At 39.8% G+C, this 15,030-nt stretch carries 16 protein-coding genes and 1 other annotated feature; of the genes, 13 read left to right on the top strand and 3 right to left on the bottom strand.

Annotation, left to right across the window (positions count from 1 at the left end; all coding sequences use genetic code 11):
- Positions 1-11 precede the first annotated feature (11 nt).
- The 11 genes from ffh (at position 12) to LMOATCC19117_RS09175 (ending at position 10,593) form a co-directional block, all read left to right on the top strand.
- Positions 12-1,364 carry a signal recognition particle protein gene (gene ffh / locus LMOATCC19117_RS09225; RefSeq protein ID WP_003726328.1) on the top strand — a complete coding sequence of 451 codons (1,353 nt, stop codon included), beginning with the start codon at positions 12-14 and terminating at the stop codon, positions 1,362-1,364.
- A 142-nt stretch (positions 1,365-1,506) separates the two neighbouring features.
- A complete protein-coding gene (gene lipA / locus LMOATCC19117_RS09220; protein ID WP_003726327.1) occupies positions 1,507-2,403 on the top strand; it encodes a tyrosine/lipid phosphatase LipA in 897 nt (298 codons plus the stop codon).
- A 479-nt stretch (positions 2,404-2,882) separates the two neighbouring features.
- Positions 2,883-5,306 (top strand): Lmo1799 family Asp-Ala repeat surface protein, encoded by a 2,424-nt coding sequence (locus LMOATCC19117_RS09215; RefSeq protein ID WP_077907083.1) that lies wholly within the window; start codon positions 2,883-2,885, stop codon positions 5,304-5,306.
- Between the two features lie 73 nt (positions 5,307-5,379).
- Positions 5,380-7,038, top strand: a complete 1,659-nt coding sequence (locus tag LMOATCC19117_RS09210) for a hypothetical protein (protein ID WP_003734928.1) — start codon at positions 5,380-5,382, stop codon at positions 7,036-7,038.
- A gap of 102 nt (positions 7,039-7,140) precedes the next feature.
- On the top strand, positions 7,141-7,413 hold the full coding sequence (rpsP, locus tag LMOATCC19117_RS09205; protein WP_003720111.1) for a 30S ribosomal protein S16: 273 nt from the start codon (positions 7,141-7,143) through the stop codon (positions 7,411-7,413).
- 16 nt (positions 7,414-7,429) lie between these two features.
- Positions 7,430-7,660, top strand: a complete 231-nt coding sequence (locus LMOATCC19117_RS09200) for a KH domain-containing protein (RefSeq protein ID WP_003734927.1) — start codon at positions 7,430-7,432, stop codon at positions 7,658-7,660.
- A gap of 110 nt (positions 7,661-7,770) precedes the next feature.
- Entirely contained in the window at positions 7,771-8,505 is a 735-nt protein-coding gene (locus tag LMOATCC19117_RS09195) for a gamma-glutamyl-gamma-aminobutyrate hydrolase family protein (protein WP_003734926.1), read from the top strand.
- Positions 8,506-8,532: 27 nt separating this feature from the next.
- Entirely contained in the window at positions 8,533-8,919 is a 387-nt protein-coding gene (locus LMOATCC19117_RS09190) for a YlqD family protein (RefSeq protein ID WP_003724050.1), read from the top strand.
- Between the two features lie 9 nt (positions 8,920-8,928).
- Positions 8,929-9,447, top strand: coding sequence for a ribosome maturation factor RimM (gene rimM / locus LMOATCC19117_RS09185; RefSeq protein ID WP_003740603.1), 519 nt, complete (start codon positions 8,929-8,931; stop codon positions 9,445-9,447).
- Positions 9,447-10,184 (top strand): tRNA (guanosine(37)-N1)-methyltransferase TrmD, encoded by a 738-nt coding sequence (trmD, locus tag LMOATCC19117_RS09180; RefSeq protein ID WP_003726803.1) that lies wholly within the window; start codon positions 9,447-9,449, stop codon positions 10,182-10,184. Before rimM ends, trmD begins: the two co-directional genes overlap by 1 nt.
- A 19-nt stretch (positions 10,185-10,203) precedes the next feature.
- Positions 10,204-10,593 carry a hypothetical protein gene (locus tag LMOATCC19117_RS09175; RefSeq protein ID WP_003724047.1) on the top strand — a complete coding sequence of 130 codons (390 nt, stop codon included), beginning with the start codon at positions 10,204-10,206 and terminating at the stop codon, positions 10,591-10,593.
- Between the two features lie 30 nt (positions 10,594-10,623).
- On the opposite strand, the gene LMOATCC19117_RS09170 is transcribed toward LMOATCC19117_RS09175, so the two are convergent.
- From LMOATCC19117_RS09170 to LMOATCC19117_RS09160, 3 genes are read right to left on the bottom strand one after another with little or no spacing between them, the layout of a single operon-like run.
- Complete coding sequence (locus tag LMOATCC19117_RS09170) at positions 10,624-11,340, bottom strand: MBL fold metallo-hydrolase (RefSeq protein WP_003726802.1); 717 nt, start codon at positions 11,338-11,340, stop codon at positions 10,624-10,626.
- Positions 11,337-11,948: an NAD(P)H-dependent oxidoreductase gene (locus LMOATCC19117_RS09165; RefSeq protein WP_003728423.1), complete on the bottom strand. Its 612-nt coding sequence runs from the start codon at positions 11,946-11,948 to the stop codon at positions 11,337-11,339. Before LMOATCC19117_RS09165 ends, LMOATCC19117_RS09170 begins: the two co-directional genes overlap by 4 nt.
- Positions 11,948-12,382, bottom strand: coding sequence for a MerR family transcriptional regulator (locus LMOATCC19117_RS09160; RefSeq protein WP_003728424.1), 435 nt, complete (start codon positions 12,380-12,382; stop codon positions 11,948-11,950). Before LMOATCC19117_RS09160 ends, LMOATCC19117_RS09165 begins: the two co-directional genes overlap by 1 nt.
- Positions 12,383-12,590: 208 nt before the next feature.
- On the opposite strand from LMOATCC19117_RS09160, the gene rplS reads away from it, so the two are divergent.
- Both rplS and inlC read left to right on the top strand, forming a co-directional pair.
- A complete protein-coding gene (rplS, locus tag LMOATCC19117_RS09155; RefSeq protein WP_003728425.1) occupies positions 12,591-12,935 on the top strand; it encodes a 50S ribosomal protein L19 in 345 nt (114 codons plus the stop codon).
- 785 nt (positions 12,936-13,720) lie between these two features.
- Positions 13,721-14,611 carry a class 3 internalin InlC gene (gene inlC / locus LMOATCC19117_RS09150; RefSeq protein WP_003734924.1) on the top strand — a complete coding sequence of 297 codons (891 nt, stop codon included), beginning with the start codon at positions 13,721-13,723 and terminating at the stop codon, positions 14,609-14,611.
- A gap of 220 nt (positions 14,612-14,831) precedes the next feature.
- Positions 14,832-14,970, top strand: a sequence feature (ribosomal protein L20 leader region).
- Positions 14,971-15,030 lie beyond the last annotated feature (60 nt).

Genomic DNA, 15,030 nt, shown 5'->3' with positions numbered 1-15,030 from the left:
AGGCCAGAATCATGGCATTTGAAGGACTAGCTGGAAGACTCCAAGAAACAATGAACAAAATTCGCGGCAAAGGGAAAGTAAACGAAGCTGACGTAAAAGAAATGATGCGTGAAGTTCGTCTTGCTCTACTTGAAGCCGATGTTAACTTTAAAGTCGTTAAACAATTTATTAAAACAGTAAGCGAACGTGCTGTCGGCGCGGACGTTATGAAAAGCCTAACACCCGGCCAACAAGTTATCAAAATCGTTCAAGAAGAACTAACAAGCTTAATGGGCGGAGAAGAAAGCAAAATCGGAACAGCGGACCGCCCACCAACCGTGATTATGATGGTAGGTTTACAAGGGGCTGGTAAAACAACGACTTCCGGCAAACTTGCTAATTTATTACGCAAAAAATATAACCGTAAACCATTACTTGTCGCAGCAGATATTTACCGACCTGCCGCAATCAAACAATTAGAAACACTTGGCAAGCAATTAGATATGCCGGTATTTTCTCTAGGAGACCAAGTAAGCCCGGTAGAAATCGCCAAACAAGCTATTGCTAAAGCAAAAGAAGAACATTTAGATTATGTTATTATCGATACAGCGGGTCGTCTTCATATTGACGAAACGCTAATGGATGAGTTAAAACAAGTGAAAGAAATTGCAACGCCAACCGAAATCCTGCTTGTTGTCGATTCCATGACTGGGCAAGATGCTGTCAACGTGGCGCAAAGCTTCAACGAACAATTAGAAATTACAGGTGTCGTGCTAACCAAATTAGACGGTGATACACGTGGTGGTGCAGCGCTTTCGATTCGTTCCGTCACTGGCAAACCAATTAAATTTATCGCGACTGGTGAAAAAATGGAAGCTCTAGAAACTTTCCATCCAGATCGTATGGCTTCCAGAATTCTCGGCATGGGCGATGTGCTTTCCCTGATTGAAAAAGCGCAAACCGATGTAGATACAGAAAAAATGAAAGCTATGGAACAAAAAATGAAAGACAACAGCATGACGCTAGATGACTTCTTAGAACAGTTACAACAAGTAAAACAAATGGGACCACTAGATGAACTACTTAAAATGATGCCAGGGGCAAACAAAATGAAAGGCCTCGACAACATGAACGTCGATGATAAACAACTAGGTCATATTGAAGCAATTATCAAGTCAATGACCAAAAATGAAAAAGACAATCCAGATATCATCAATGCAAGTAGAAGAAAACGGATTGCACGTGGTAGCGGACGTCCGGTTCAAGAAATTAACCGTCTCCTAAAACAATTTGGTGAAATGAAAAAAATGATGAAGCAAATGACTGGTGGCGGCAAAGGCAAAAAAGGCAAAAATCCATTCGGCAATTTCAAAATGCCATTTTAATTCTAAAAGTCAAAACCCATTCCGGGTTTTGGCTTTTTTTCATACCTTAACATCCCTAAAATCATTTCTTTACAAACCCTTCATTCAACCAACAAATTGCGTTGCTATAATGTACAAGAAGCTTACAAAAGGAGGAGAAAGAATGAAACATTGGGTAAAAGTAACAGGGGCAGGGGTGCTAAGCGCGACTTTACTATTAGGAGGATGTGGAGCGCAGTCAGAAGAAAAAGCGGAGGCAAACGTTAAAACCGAGCAAACAGTCAAACCAGGAAGCCAAATTAAATTAGAAGGTGCTGTAAATGTCCGGGACTTAGGCGGATACAAAACAACGGATGGACTAACTATCAAGCCACATAAACTCATTAGAAGTGCCGAACTCGCTAACTTAAGTGATTCGGATAAAAAGAAACTCGTAAATACATACGATTTGTCTCATATAGTTGATTTCCGAACAAGTTCAGAAGTCGCAGCCAAACCAGACCCAAAACTCACAGATGTTGACTATACGCACGATTCTGTGATGAAAGATAATGGTGCATCTACAAGCACACAAGATTTAACTGCCAGCCTAGCCAAAATGGATAATCCAGAAACATTTCTCATTAATGCCAATAAGAGCTTTATTACAGATGAAACTTCGATACAAGCCTATAAAGATTTTTTTGATATACTATTAGCAAACCAAGATGGATCTGTTCTTTGGCACTGTACAGCTGGAAAAGATCGTGCTGGATTTGGAACCGCCCTCGTTCTGTCAGCATTAGGAGTGGATAAAAACACAGTCATTAACGATTATATGCTTTCCAATAAATATCGTGCCCTCGAAAATAAAAAAGCAATTGAAGCCGTTGCAGCAAAAACAGATAATAAAAAAGTGATTGATGGAATGACAGCCGTAATGGAAGTTCGTGAATCTTATATCAATGCAGCCTTTGATGAAATTGATGCAAAATATGGTTCGATGGACAACTTTTTAAAAGAAAAACTCGGACTAACCGATGCTAAAAAAGAACAACTAAAAAAAGCCTATCTTTATTAAAAAAGTAAGCCCTTGAAAAAGGGCTTTTTTTTTGCGTACAAATAGAATCTGAAGTGAAGAACCATTTTAAAAAGATTTGTATACAATTGAAAGACAATTCGTGTAATGTTAACTGCTATAGGTCTTAATACCCTATTAGGAACAGTGCTAAAGTTTAAATACAGGCTATAAATACGTATATTTGTATAACTTTTAGACTAAAAGAATCGAATTGAAGTATTTTTTGGTTCTAGTACTTTTTACTTTAATTTTTAAAAATATACTATATAGTAAAGTTATCTAACGGGTTATAACAGCTAATGTTAGGTCCGAAAACGAAGGGAGGGACATTGGGCTGAAATGGTTGGAATCTGATATTGGATAAAGGTTCAGGGGATACTTAATAGTTAGCTTATTAGGAAAACATAATTTAATACCTTTATTCTGTTTTCAGTTATTTTTCAAAATCAAGAACGATTGATTTTTAAGGGGGAAAAATGATGAAAAAACAGCGTGTAGATTACAAACGGAGATTAGACCAAAAGCGAGCGCAAAAAGCAAAATTAATTGCGGCGCTTATTACGACAACAACGATGATGGTAGCGCCTGTCACTGTGAATTACGATTCTTTTAATCACCAATTTGCCCTAAGTGGTATTCAAGCGGATGCGGCAACAATTGATTTATTAGGAAATTCTAATTTGAATACACAGTATTCTAATGGGAAATTAGTGATTACTCTTTCTGGGAATCAGTTAGTTAGTGCTAGTGCAGTATCCACGTACTATCCATACTTTGAACTACCAAGTGAACTTTCTTCTATTTTGAGTAATCCAAATATAAGAGCAAATACGAAAATTGATTATAAAATTGCTTATTTAGGAATTGGCGGTATTGGATTATTTAATCAAGGTACAGTAAATGGAAGTAACTCAAGCAATTTCTTTATTGATTCTAGTAGAAATGCGGTTGGTGCAAAAGTAAATCACTTACTGGGAGTTGGAGTTGGTAGTATATCTACTTTCACTTTGACAATTGATTTGCTAGCGCTTGGCGTAACTGCGCTACCTAGTGCCAATGATGGAAAATTAGATTTTGCTGCTAGAACTGGTGATGGGCTTTTGGATGTTGATCTGTTGAATAGTAATGCGGCTCGTGGGTTTATTACTACGGATGTTGGGGATGCCGACGCTGACGCTGACGCCGATGCTGACGCTGATGCGGATGCCGACGCCGATGCGGATGCGGATGCTGACGCTGATGCCGACGCCGACGCTGATGCTGACGCTGATGCGGATGCTGATGCCGACGCCGACGCTGATGCTGACGCTGATGCTGACGCTGATGCTGATGCCGACGCTGATGCTGACGCCGATGCCGACGCTGACGCCGATGCTGACGCTGATGCTGATGCCGACGCTGATGCCGACGCCGACGCCGATGCGGATGCGGATGCTGACGCTGATGCCGACGCTGATGCCGACGCCGACGCTGATGCTGACGCTGATGCTGATGCCGACGCCGACGCTGATGCTGACGCTGATGCTGATGCCGACGCTGATGCTGACGCTGATGCTGATGCGGATGCGGATGCTGACGCCGATGCCGACGCTGATGCTGATGCGGATGCGGATGCTGATGCCGACGCTGATGCCGACGCTGATGCTGACGCCGACGCCGACGCTGATGCTGACGCTGATGCCGATGCCGATGCTGACGCTGATGCTGACGCCGATGCTGACGCCGATGCGGATGCGGATGCCGATGCGGATGCGGATGCCGATGCTGATGCCGACGCTGATGCCGACGCTGATGCCGACGCTGATGCGGACGCTGATGCCGATGCGGATGCCGATGCGGATGCCGACGCTGATGCCGACGCTGATGCGGACGCCGATGCGGATGCGGATGCCGACGCTGATGCCGACGCTGACGCTGATGCGGATGCTGATGCTGACGCCGATGCTGATGCTGACGCCGATGCGGATGCTGACGCCGATGCTGACGCTGATGCGGATGCCGACGCCGATGCGGACGCTGATGCCGACGCCGATGCGGATGCCGACGCCGATGCGGATGCTGACGCCGATGCCGATGCCGACGCTGATGCGGATGCCGACGCCGATGCGGATGCCGACGCCGATGCGGATGCTGACGCCGATGCGGATGCTGACGCCGATGCTGACGCCGATGCGGATGCGGATGCTGATGCTGACGCCGATGCCGATGCGGATGCCGATGCCGACGTAGACATTGACTGGAGAGATTTCCTAGTTGAAAAACCAACTGTAAATCCAATTTACGAAGGAACTAAAACAATTTCAGGTACTTCCATTTATAAAAATATGAATATAAATACCCTTCTGAAATCATTGCAATCAGATGCACCGGCTGGAACAACTTTCTATATTAATTTGACTCTTCCGGACGGTACTGTTATCGGAAATGTCTTAATCCATGCAGATGGAACCTATACTATTAATATTCCTAATTATAATTTGAAAGCTGGAGATGTTATTCATCTTCAAGTAACAGCTAAATATGGTAATGAAGTTAAAACGAGTGAAGATGTAGCCGTAACTGTCCTACCATTAGCAGATTCTGATGCCGACGCTGATGCCGACGCTGATGCCGATGCCGATGCCGACGCTGATGCGGATGCGGATGCGGATGGTGGATCAAATCCTTCTACCAATGGAGGAACTACTGGAACTTCTAACGGAGGAACTGGCGTAACCGTTACGAACATGAGTTCAAATGGTTCAGGAACAATGCTTTCCTCAGGTTATAGCGCGGATGGAACAACTTCTATCTCAGCAAGTGATCTTCCTTCAACTGGAGATACAAACAGTAGTCTTCCGTGGGTTGGGCTTGGTCTCTTCTCGCTAGCTGGCGCGTTTTTACTACGTCTTTTCCGTAAATAAGAGCCACAATACAACGATTCCCTGTCGCTAAGAAAATTTAGCGGCAGGGATATTATAAAAAGGAGTGGTACGTATGCCTTGGAGAGGTATATTAGATGAACTTGAAAATAAAATTATTGATCAATTAACAGAAGACGAAGAACACGCCACTTACAACGGGAAATGGCATGGCTTTCTAACAATCGGCTATAAAAATAAACGAGCTATTGTCATAAACTTTAGCTATCTTTGCCTAGCCAACTTAATTAATGAAATGAAAAAAAGTGCAATAAAAAACCAAACCGAAGAGGCAATTTCTTTTAAAATTGATGTTGCTGTGGATTATCGACTTGAAAATTTAGGAGAATGGAATAAAAAAGCTTTAAAAACGAAGAAAAATTATTATAGACGGGGCATTGCCTTAAATGAAAATTTTAAAATAGCTTTAATGGAACAGGAAATTAATGCGAACGCTATCCTTCTACCAGGTGATGAAGGTTTAGCTATCAACGTTGAAAATATGAATAGATATTTAATCCAAACAAATAAAAACCAAGCTCAATTAAACTTAACCGTAGATTCCACTATTGTTACTTTTAATACAGTAGGATGGTTTTTTGACGGAAAGAAAATCCATGAGTTAGAACCAAGCGAGCTTGAGCATGGTCGTAGAAGTACTAAACAATTAACTCCAGATGCAGTTTTTGAACTAGTTGGAAACGCTGGAAATTATTTAGCGAGCCAAGTAAATCAAACGGGCGAATTCAATTACGGCTGGTTTGCTTGCTTTGATAAAAAAATTAAACACTATAATAGTTTGCGCCACGCGAGTACAACTTATTCGATGTTAGAAGCATACGAATTAACAGGCGATAAAACAATTTTGGAAGCAGCTACAAGCACTTTAACTTATTTAGAGCAAAACTTTATTTATGAAAAAGACGAATTAGCTTTTTTAATTGAACCAGGGTTGCGTGAAGTTAAATTAGGCGGTTCAGCGGCGACATTGCTTGCTTTAACGAAATATATGAAAATCACTGGAACTAAAACCTATTTGCCACTATCTAGGAAGATTGCGAATGCGATTATTTCCTTACAAGAAGAAAACGGGAAGTTCACGCATGTGTTGGAGTATCCCTCTTTAGAAGTAAAAGATATTTTCCGGATTATTTATTACGACGGGGAAGCTGTGTTTGGCTTGTTGCGCTTATATGAAATTGACCGTGATTCCAAATGGCTGGAGGCAGCGGCAAAATCTTTTGACCAGTTCATTCGTGATGACTACTGGCAAAACCATGATCACTGGCTGAGCTACTGCGCCAATGAAATCACTAAATATATTCCAGACGAAGCTTACTACGAATTTGGAATGAAAAATGCTTTCGACAACCTACCATTTATTTATGGACGCGAAACCACATTTCCAACCTTTTTAGAGCTTACTGTTGCTACAAAAGAGATGTCGCTACGGATGGAAACAGAGGACTTGCAAAAACTGCTTCATGACTATCCACTAGCTGAATTGGAAAAAACAATCACTAAACGAGCTATCTACCAGTTAAATGGCTATTTTTACCCAGAGCTAGCAATCTACTACAAAAATCCAGCGCGAATAGATGGCAGTTTCTTCATTCGCCACCAGTCTTTCCGGGTTAGAATTGATGATGTGGAGCATAATATTTCAGGATATGTGCGTTACCACCACCTTCTAAAACAAGGGAAACTAAGTGCTGAAGCCGAAACCGTCAAATAAAAAGAAAAAAATTCCCTCTGTAAAGAAAAAACACTTTACAAACAAATCCTTTACTGGTAATATATATACTTGTGTAAGACTTTATGGAGGTGTAATTAAACTATGGCAGTTAAAATTCGTTTAAAACGTATTGGTTCTAAAAAGAAACCTTTCTACCGTATTGTAGTCGCTGATTCTCGTTTCCCACGTGATGGCCGTTCAATCGAAACTATTGGTACTTATAATCCATTACTTGATCCGGTTGAAGTGAAAATCGACGAAGAAGCAACTTTGAAATGGATGCATAATGGTGCGAAACCATCTGATACAGTTCGCAATCTTCTTAGCCGCGAAGGTATCATGGAAAAATTCCATAACCAAAAATTAGGTAAATAAGGAGGTCTCGGCGCGAATGGAAGAACTCATTCTCTCAATCGTGAAACCTCTTGTTGGCCACCCGGAAGACGTTGTTATCACGCCAGAAGAAACGGATACATCGTTAACCTACAAATTGTCTGTCAGTAAAGAAGACATGGGACGCGTGATTGGTAAGCAAGGTCGTATTGCGAAAGCGATTCGTACACTTGTCTACGCAGTTGGCTCCAAAAACGATAAGAAGATTCGTCTTGAAATTATCGAATAACAAAAACTCGTCAATTTGGCGAGTTTTTTTATAACTATTTTTAAATAATCATCAGAGAAGCAATTACCTCACTAAATGTTGTAAAATAGAATAGAAATGGAGGAATTGTGATGAAGCCAGTTATTGGAATTACCGGAAATAGATTAGTAAAAGGTGTGGACGTTTTTTACGGACATCGTGTGACTTATACGCAACAGCGATATGTAGATGCTATTCAAAAAGTTGGCGGATTTCCTATCGCTTTGCCAATAGATGACCCGTCTGTTGCCGTTCAAGCAATTTCTCTCGTAGATGGTTTGCTTTTAACCGGTGGACAAGACATTACGCCACAATTTTATTTAGAAGAGCCGTCCCAAGAAATCGGCGCTTATTTTCCACCTCGGGACAGCTATGAAATCGCCTTAGTTCGAGCAGCATTAGACGCTGGAAAACCGATTTTTGCTATTTGCCGCGGGATGCAACTAGTTAATGTGGCGTTAGGCGGCTCACTTTATCAAGATATCAGCCAAGTCGAAACGAAAGCCCTCCAACATTTGCAGCGCGTCGATGAACAACTCGGCTCTCATACAATTGATATTGAATCGACAAGTGAACTCGCAAAGCATCACCCGAATAAAAAATTAGTCAATTCATTGCATCACCAATTTATCAAAAAATTAGCGCCAAGTTTTAAAGTAACAGCGCGTACTGCGGATGGAATGATTGAAGCTGTAGAAGGTGACAATTTGCCAAGTTGGTACTTAGGTGTTCAGTGGCACCCAGAATTAATGTTCCAAACAGATCCGGAAAGTGAACAATTATTCCGGGCATTAGTAGATGAATCCAAAAAAACTATGGTAAAATAAGGACATAATCGCTAGTGGAGGTGTCCTGTGGAAATCATCCAAAAAGTTGTCGTCAAACAAATTCTAACCGAAGCAAGTAAACAAGAATTAATCGAGTATTATACCGAGCAAAAACGACAAATCGAACAAGAATGCGACCAGTTGCATTTTGAACAAAAGAAAATGGAACGAAAAAGCAAATTTCAACCAGAACGAGTGGCCGATTACTTTACCCACGAACTCGACCTGCGCCGAGAAAAGAAAAAACTCATTCAGTTTCAAATGGAACAATTAGAAGTCCTCGAACTTGGCAGTGAAATTCGCGAACGAGAAATGGAAACGATTATTGATGTACAAGTAGGAGACAAGTGGGATAAATCCATTTTTGATAAAACCATTGTTGTAAAAGATGGAATCATAGTAGAAATACGCTAGAGGTGACTTATGGAGAAAATGTATAATGTAGGAAAAATTGTTAATACTCATGGCTTGATCGGTGAAATTCGTGTTATCGCAACGACCGATTTTCCAGAAGAACGGTTCCAAGTTGGGAATACCGTGTACTTATTTGAAAAAAACAGCAAAAAGCCTGAAAAACTAATCATTCGCTCACACCGCAAACATAAGAACTTTGATTTGCTGATGTTTGAAGGATTCACTGGAATTCATCAAGTGGAACGTATGAAAGAAGGCGTACTTAAAATCAAAGAAGCGCAACTAACTGATTTAGAGGAAAACGAATTTTATTTTCATGAAATCATCGGTTGTATCGTTGTAACTACTGACGGCGAAGAGCTTGGCGAAATCACAGAAATTCTAACACCAGGCGCCAATGATGTATGGGTTGTAAAAGGCAGCGACAAAAAAGAAAAACTAATTCCTTATATTGCCGACGTTGTAAAAGAAATCAATATTAATGACAAAAAAATTACAATCGAAGTCATGGAAGGACTGCTAGATTAATGAAAATTGACATTCTATCCATTTTCCCAGATATGTTTTCGGGAGTGACCGGAAATTCCATTATAAAAAAAGCCATCGAAAATGAGCGTGTCGCGGTTGAAGTGACTGATTTCAGGGAATATGCAGAAGGAAAGCATCATATTGTCGATGATTACCCTTATGGTGGCGGGGCAGGTATGTTACTCAAAGCGCAACCGATATTTGATGCCGTTCAAGCTGTCAAAGAGAAACAACCAGAAACAAAGCCAAGAGTTATTTTAATGGACCCAGCAGGCAAACGCTTCGACCAAAAAATGGCAGAAGAATTTGCCGAAGAAGAGCATCTTGTTTTTATTTGCGGGCACTATGAAGGTTACGACGAACGAATTCGCGAACACCTTGTTACGGATGAAGTGTCGATTGGAGATTACATTTTAACTGGTGGCGAAATTGGTGCAATGATTGTAATGGACAGTGTTATCCGACTTTTACCGGGAGTACTTGGTAATAAAGATTCCGCTGTGACAGATTCTTTCTCGACCGGTTTGCTTGAACATCCACACTACACGCGACCAGCCGATTTTAGAGGAATGAAAGTGCCAGATATTTTACTCAGCGGAAATCATGCATGGATAGAAGAATGGCGCGACAAAGAATCGCTCAAAAGAACCTACGAACGCCGCCCAGATTTACTTAAAAACTATCCCTTAACAGACAAGCAAAAAACTTGGCTCAAAGAATGGTCTGACAGTAAATAATCAAAGGACGTGATTTTAAATGGCAATTTTTGGAACACCTGATGAAAAAGAAACCAAAAAATCCGAGCGTCAAAAAGAACGAGAAGCCTATGTACAAGAAGAAAATGACCAAAAGCGAATTGGGCAAAGATGGCAAGACATACAAGTTTCCACTGGACCGATTAATGTGAATCATGATATCCTCACGGTTGTTTTCGCCAAAAGTGTCCGCCCAAGAATCAAAAGTGATCCAGAAGCATACTTAGAAACAGTGGGCTTTGAAAATTTACTACAGGAATTACAAAAGAAAGCATTAGATGCAGGCGGGAATGGCTTAATTCACTGTTCGTTTACCGAGCAATTCGTCGATGGCCTCGTTTATCAACTCGCATATGGAACAGCCGTAAACATCAAAATTACGAGATTCTAAAAAAAGACTAGAAAGCCAGTAATTGGTTTTCTAGTCTTTTTCATTTGTTGCTTGTTTCTTTGCTCGCTTTAGTACATTCGTTAAGTCAAAATCAGCCATCGCTTTCACCGGTCCATGTCCACAAGCAATTTCCGTCACATCGAAAAGCTGTAAATTTTCCGCCGATGCGATACTTGTTGGAAGATCCCAAGAACCCATCGCTGGAAAAGGGAACAACCATCGCTTCTCCCCACAAATAGCCGCTCCTCCACGAGTTTGAAATAAATCTCCTACAAATAAATGCCCATTACGCTCATCAAAAAAGGAAATGGAGCCAGGTGTATGTCCCGGCGTATCGATAATTAACAGGGAGCCAATCATATCACCATCTTTTAAAATGTGATCAATGCTTACTGGAAGTTGATCTGAATAACCGCCTTTTAACGGCTTCTGTGCTTCAAAAGCATAAATTTCTTTCGTTTCTACAAGCAATTTTTCTCTGCTTCCAATCATTACAAGCGCTTCTGGAAAAGCTGCTTTCACTGCGACTAAACCGCCAATATGGTCACCATGCGCATGCGTTAATAAAATCCGTTTTAAAGGTAAATTTAATTTGTGGATGAGTGCAATGATTCCTTTCGCGTTCGACAAAATCCCAGTATCAATCAATGTTAAGCCGTCTTTTTCTAAAATTAAGTAACAATTCACCGGAAAAAGATACGGCAATGTCGTAATTTGCCAATATTGATGTTTGGCAGTAATTTTCATGCAAAAACCTTCTTTCTAATTTGCTTTTTTAGCAAGAATTGAATATCGCGTTTTGCTGCACGTGTAACTTTTTTATCATAGTAGTCATCAGTCCTTCTGATAGAAAGATCCAGTCGATCAATTGAAGTCACTTTCACCGAAAACACGCCACTCATCCATAATGGGTAACGCAAGGCAGTAAGAGCAGGGCGGGCGAAAAGTCGATGTTGTATTTCCATTCCGCCAATCGTATAAATCAACCGCGCTCGTTTTTTTCGCCAAGGTCCAGTAAGAAAATATTTTTTATCTTTAAAACTATAGCTCTCCCCAGGCCAAAACAAATGATCAATAACACCTTTTAACACAGCCGGAACGTTAAACCACCAAACCGGATAAGAAAATAGAAGTAAATCAGCGGAACGAACATCATTTTTAAGCGCAATTATGTCAGGGGTTTGCTCCGTACGATAGCCTTCAGGTAAATTAGGGTCAAAAGCTAATTTGCGGATATCATAGATTTTTACCTCGATTGTTGGTTGTTCCTGAAAAACAGCTAAATACTTCTGAAACAAATCTCTTGATGTACCTTTTTCCCGTGGGTCACCAATAATCGCCACAATCTTAGCCATTAGAACCCGTCCTTTCTGATGTCAGTAAAAATATGCTCCACAAAAGTGTTAACATCTTTTTGAACAGTGCTGTAATCTTGGACCTCGTCAATTTGCGGCAATTCTTCTAAAAGAGCAGCGATTTTTGTATAGTGTGCAATCGTCTGTTTGATTTCCGCTGCTTTAAGCGCAAGTAACTCTTTTGATGCCGTATTACAAGCGACAGAAGGCTCGCTTCTCAACCATTCCATCATCAATTTTATTTCAGAAAGAGAAAATCGGGCATATTTCATTACTAAAATAAACTTTAATTCTAATAGATGTTCCGTGTTATACACACGATACCCGTTTTCCAGCCGATTAGGTACAATTATCTTGTTTTTTTCATAATATCGTAATGTATCCGCTGAAATACCTACATAAGCAGCCATTTCTTTTACTGTCCATTGTTCCATCTCTGACACCTCCATTTAATATACTAAAGGTAACATTAAACCATACTCCAAGGTCAAGCTTTTTTATCAAAAGAAAAAGTAAGAAAAAAACTTTACAGCGAAACTAGTTTATGGTAACCTAAATAAGGTGACTGGAGAGACCAGTCTGATAACGATATTCCGCTTCATTATTAATATGAATGAATGTTTGTTGGAAGGAGAGAAAAACATGAACAAACTGATTGATGAAATCACAAAAAGTCAACTAAACCCAGATGTTCCAAATTTCCGTCCGGGTGATACTGTACGTGTACATGCGAAAGTAGTCGAAGGTACTCGCGAACGTATCCAATTATTCGAAGGCGTTGTAATCAAACGTCGCGGAGCTGGAATCAGCGAAACTTTCACTGTTCGTAAAATTTCTAACAGTGTTGGCGTGGAACGTACTTTCCCAGTACATACTCCACGTATCGCAAAATTAGAAGTTATTCGTCGTGGTAAAGTACGTCGTGCGAAACTTTACTACCTACGTAACCTACGTGGTAAAGCGGCTCGTATTAAAGAAATTCGTTAATCATTTAACGGCTGAAACCCTTGAGAAATCAAGGGTTTTTGTTTTGCTTGGAATTAGAATACTAAAATGCGAAATTTTCACCTTTCGTTTTTACTTACAAAAGTGGGGGTGTTCCAATAAGGAAAATCGTTTTGTCAAATTATGCGTTACACTTCAAAGGTAGGGCTTGGGATACTGCGGCATAGAAAGTAGAGTCCGCCAAAACCAAAACGACAGATAAATATGCGCGGAAAGTTGGGTATGACTTACATGGTCCGGGATGGTATACTATACAAGCGTATGGTTCAAAAAGATACTTTGAATTAAGAAGTACAAGAAAGTTAACTTCATTAGACAAAAAGAAAAAACAGGCAAGAATAGTACATAGTTATAAATACTGTGGAGAGTGAGGTGTAATATGGGAGCAGCTGATTTTTGGGGTTTCATATATGTAGTTTCAAGATAGCTATTGTTGCGGCAGTGGTTTACTTCTTATACTTATTGAGAAAAATTGCAAATAAATAGAAAAAAAGCCTTGTCAAACGAGGCTTTTTTTATGCAAAAAATACGACGAATGAAGCCATGTGAGACAACTTGGACTAGCAGACAACAAAGAAGGTAGAACATGTTTTGAAAAATTTACTGATTTTCGATTATTTTTAACGCTTGTTAATTTAAACATCTCTTATTTTTGCTAACATATAAGTATACAAAGGGACATAAAAGATTCACAGCGTTTGTTAAATAGGAAGTATATGAAAATCCTCTTTTGTGTTTCTAAATTTATTTTTAAGGAGTGGAGAATGTTGAAAAAAAATAATTGGTTACAAAATGTAGTAATAGCAATGCTAGTGTTAATTGTAGGTCTGTGCATTAATACGGGTTCTGGGACAAAAGTACAAGCTGAGAGTATTCAACGACCAACGCCTATTAACCAAATTTTTCCAGATCCCGGCCTAGCGAATGCAGTGAAACAAAATTTAGGAAAGCAAAGTGTTACAGACCTTGTATCACAAAAGGAACTATCTGGGGTACAAAATTTCAATGGAGATAATAGCAACATTAAATCTCTTGCCGGAATGCAATTTTTCACTAATTTAAAAGAACTTCATCTATCCCACAATCAAATAAGTGACCTTAGTCCTTTAAAGGATCTAACTAAATTAGAAGAGCTATCTGTGAATAGAAATAGACTGAAAAATTTAAACGGAATTCCAAGTGCTTGTTTATCTCGTTTGTTTGTAGATAACAACGAACTCCGAGATACTGACTCGCTTATTCATTTGAAAAATCTAGAAATCTTATCTATTCGTAATAATAAGCTAAAAAGTATTGTGATGCTTGGTTTTTTATCTAAACTAGAGGTATTAGATTTGCATGGTAATGAAATAACAAATACAGGTGGACTAACTAGATTGAAGAAAGTTAACTGGATAGATTTAACTGGTCAGAAATGTGTGAATGAACCAGTAAGATACCAACCAGAATTGTATATAACAAATACTGTCAAAGACCCAGATGGAAGATGGATATCTCCATATTACATCAGTAATGGAGGGAATTATGTAGATGGTTGTGTTCTGTGGGAATTGCCTGTTTATACAAATGAAGTAAGCTATAAGTTTAGCGAATATATAAACGTTGGGGAGACTGAGGCTATATTTGATGGAACAGTTATACAACCTATTCAGAATTAGGACTTATGCATACATGTTTGATGTTTTGAATGGATATGCACACTGTATACTTTTAGCTCTCGTATAGTCACGATAGCTTTTTCAATATGAAAGTTTTAACTGCCTTTTGACAGAAAGAACGTTTATTCGTATAAGATTGCCCAGAGGTAAAGAAACTATTTTATTTACAATTCACCTTGACACCAAAAATCCCATATGATATAGTAAGTAAGGTTATTAAACAAGAAAGAAGAAGCAACCCGCTTCTCGCCTCGTTAACACGAACGTTTTCAGGCAAAAAATTCAAACTTTCGTCGCGTAACTTACGCGATTTTGAATGTGCGGGATTGCTGAAAAGCAGCCCGTTTTTTTATGGCCTCCGAACGAATGAGTTAGCAGGCCGCAGATTTGAACAGCTATTTTCTATCTTGTTGTAACAA

It is taken from the genome of Listeria monocytogenes ATCC 19117 (assembly GCF_000307025.1).
GTDB lineage: Bacteria > Bacillota > Bacilli > Lactobacillales > Listeriaceae > Listeria > Listeria monocytogenes_B.
This window is presented reverse-complemented; position numbering and strand designations above follow the sequence as displayed.

Excerpts from the sequence above, each read along its gene's own strand:
- ffh (WP_003726328.1), top strand. The coding sequence starts at position 12 with ATGGCATTTGAAGGACTAGCTGGAAGACTCCAAGAAACAATGAACAAA.
- lipA (WP_003726327.1), top strand. The coding sequence starts at position 1,507 with ATGAAACATTGGGTAAAAGTAACAGGGGCAGGGGTGCTAAGCGCGACT.
- LMOATCC19117_RS09215 (WP_077907083.1), top strand. The coding sequence starts at position 2,883 with ATGAAAAAACAGCGTGTAGATTACAAACGGAGATTAGACCAAAAGCGA.
- LMOATCC19117_RS09210 (WP_003734928.1), top strand. The coding sequence starts at position 5,380 with ATGCCTTGGAGAGGTATATTAGATGAACTTGAAAATAAAATTATTGAT.
- rpsP (WP_003720111.1), top strand. The coding sequence starts at position 7,141 with ATGGCAGTTAAAATTCGTTTAAAACGTATTGGTTCTAAAAAGAAACCT.
- LMOATCC19117_RS09200 (WP_003734927.1), top strand. The coding sequence starts at position 7,430 with ATGGAAGAACTCATTCTCTCAATCGTGAAACCTCTTGTTGGCCACCCG.
- LMOATCC19117_RS09195 (WP_003734926.1), top strand. The coding sequence starts at position 7,771 with ATGAAGCCAGTTATTGGAATTACCGGAAATAGATTAGTAAAAGGTGTG.
- rimM (WP_003740603.1), top strand. The coding sequence starts at position 8,929 with ATGGAGAAAATGTATAATGTAGGAAAAATTGTTAATACTCATGGCTTG.
- trmD (WP_003726803.1), top strand. The coding sequence starts at position 9,447 with ATGAAAATTGACATTCTATCCATTTTCCCAGATATGTTTTCGGGAGTG.
- LMOATCC19117_RS09175 (WP_003724047.1), top strand. The coding sequence starts at position 10,204 with ATGGCAATTTTTGGAACACCTGATGAAAAAGAAACCAAAAAATCCGAG.
- LMOATCC19117_RS09170 (WP_003726802.1), bottom strand. The coding sequence starts at position 11,340 with ATGAAAATTACTGCCAAACATCAATATTGGCAAATTACGACATTGCCG.
- LMOATCC19117_RS09165 (WP_003728423.1), bottom strand. The coding sequence starts at position 11,948 with ATGGCTAAGATTGTGGCGATTATTGGTGACCCACGGGAAAAAGGTACA.
- LMOATCC19117_RS09160 (WP_003728424.1), bottom strand. The coding sequence starts at position 12,382 with ATGGAACAATGGACAGTAAAAGAAATGGCTGCTTATGTAGGTATTTCA.
- rplS (WP_003728425.1), top strand. The coding sequence starts at position 12,591 with ATGAACAAACTGATTGATGAAATCACAAAAAGTCAACTAAACCCAGAT.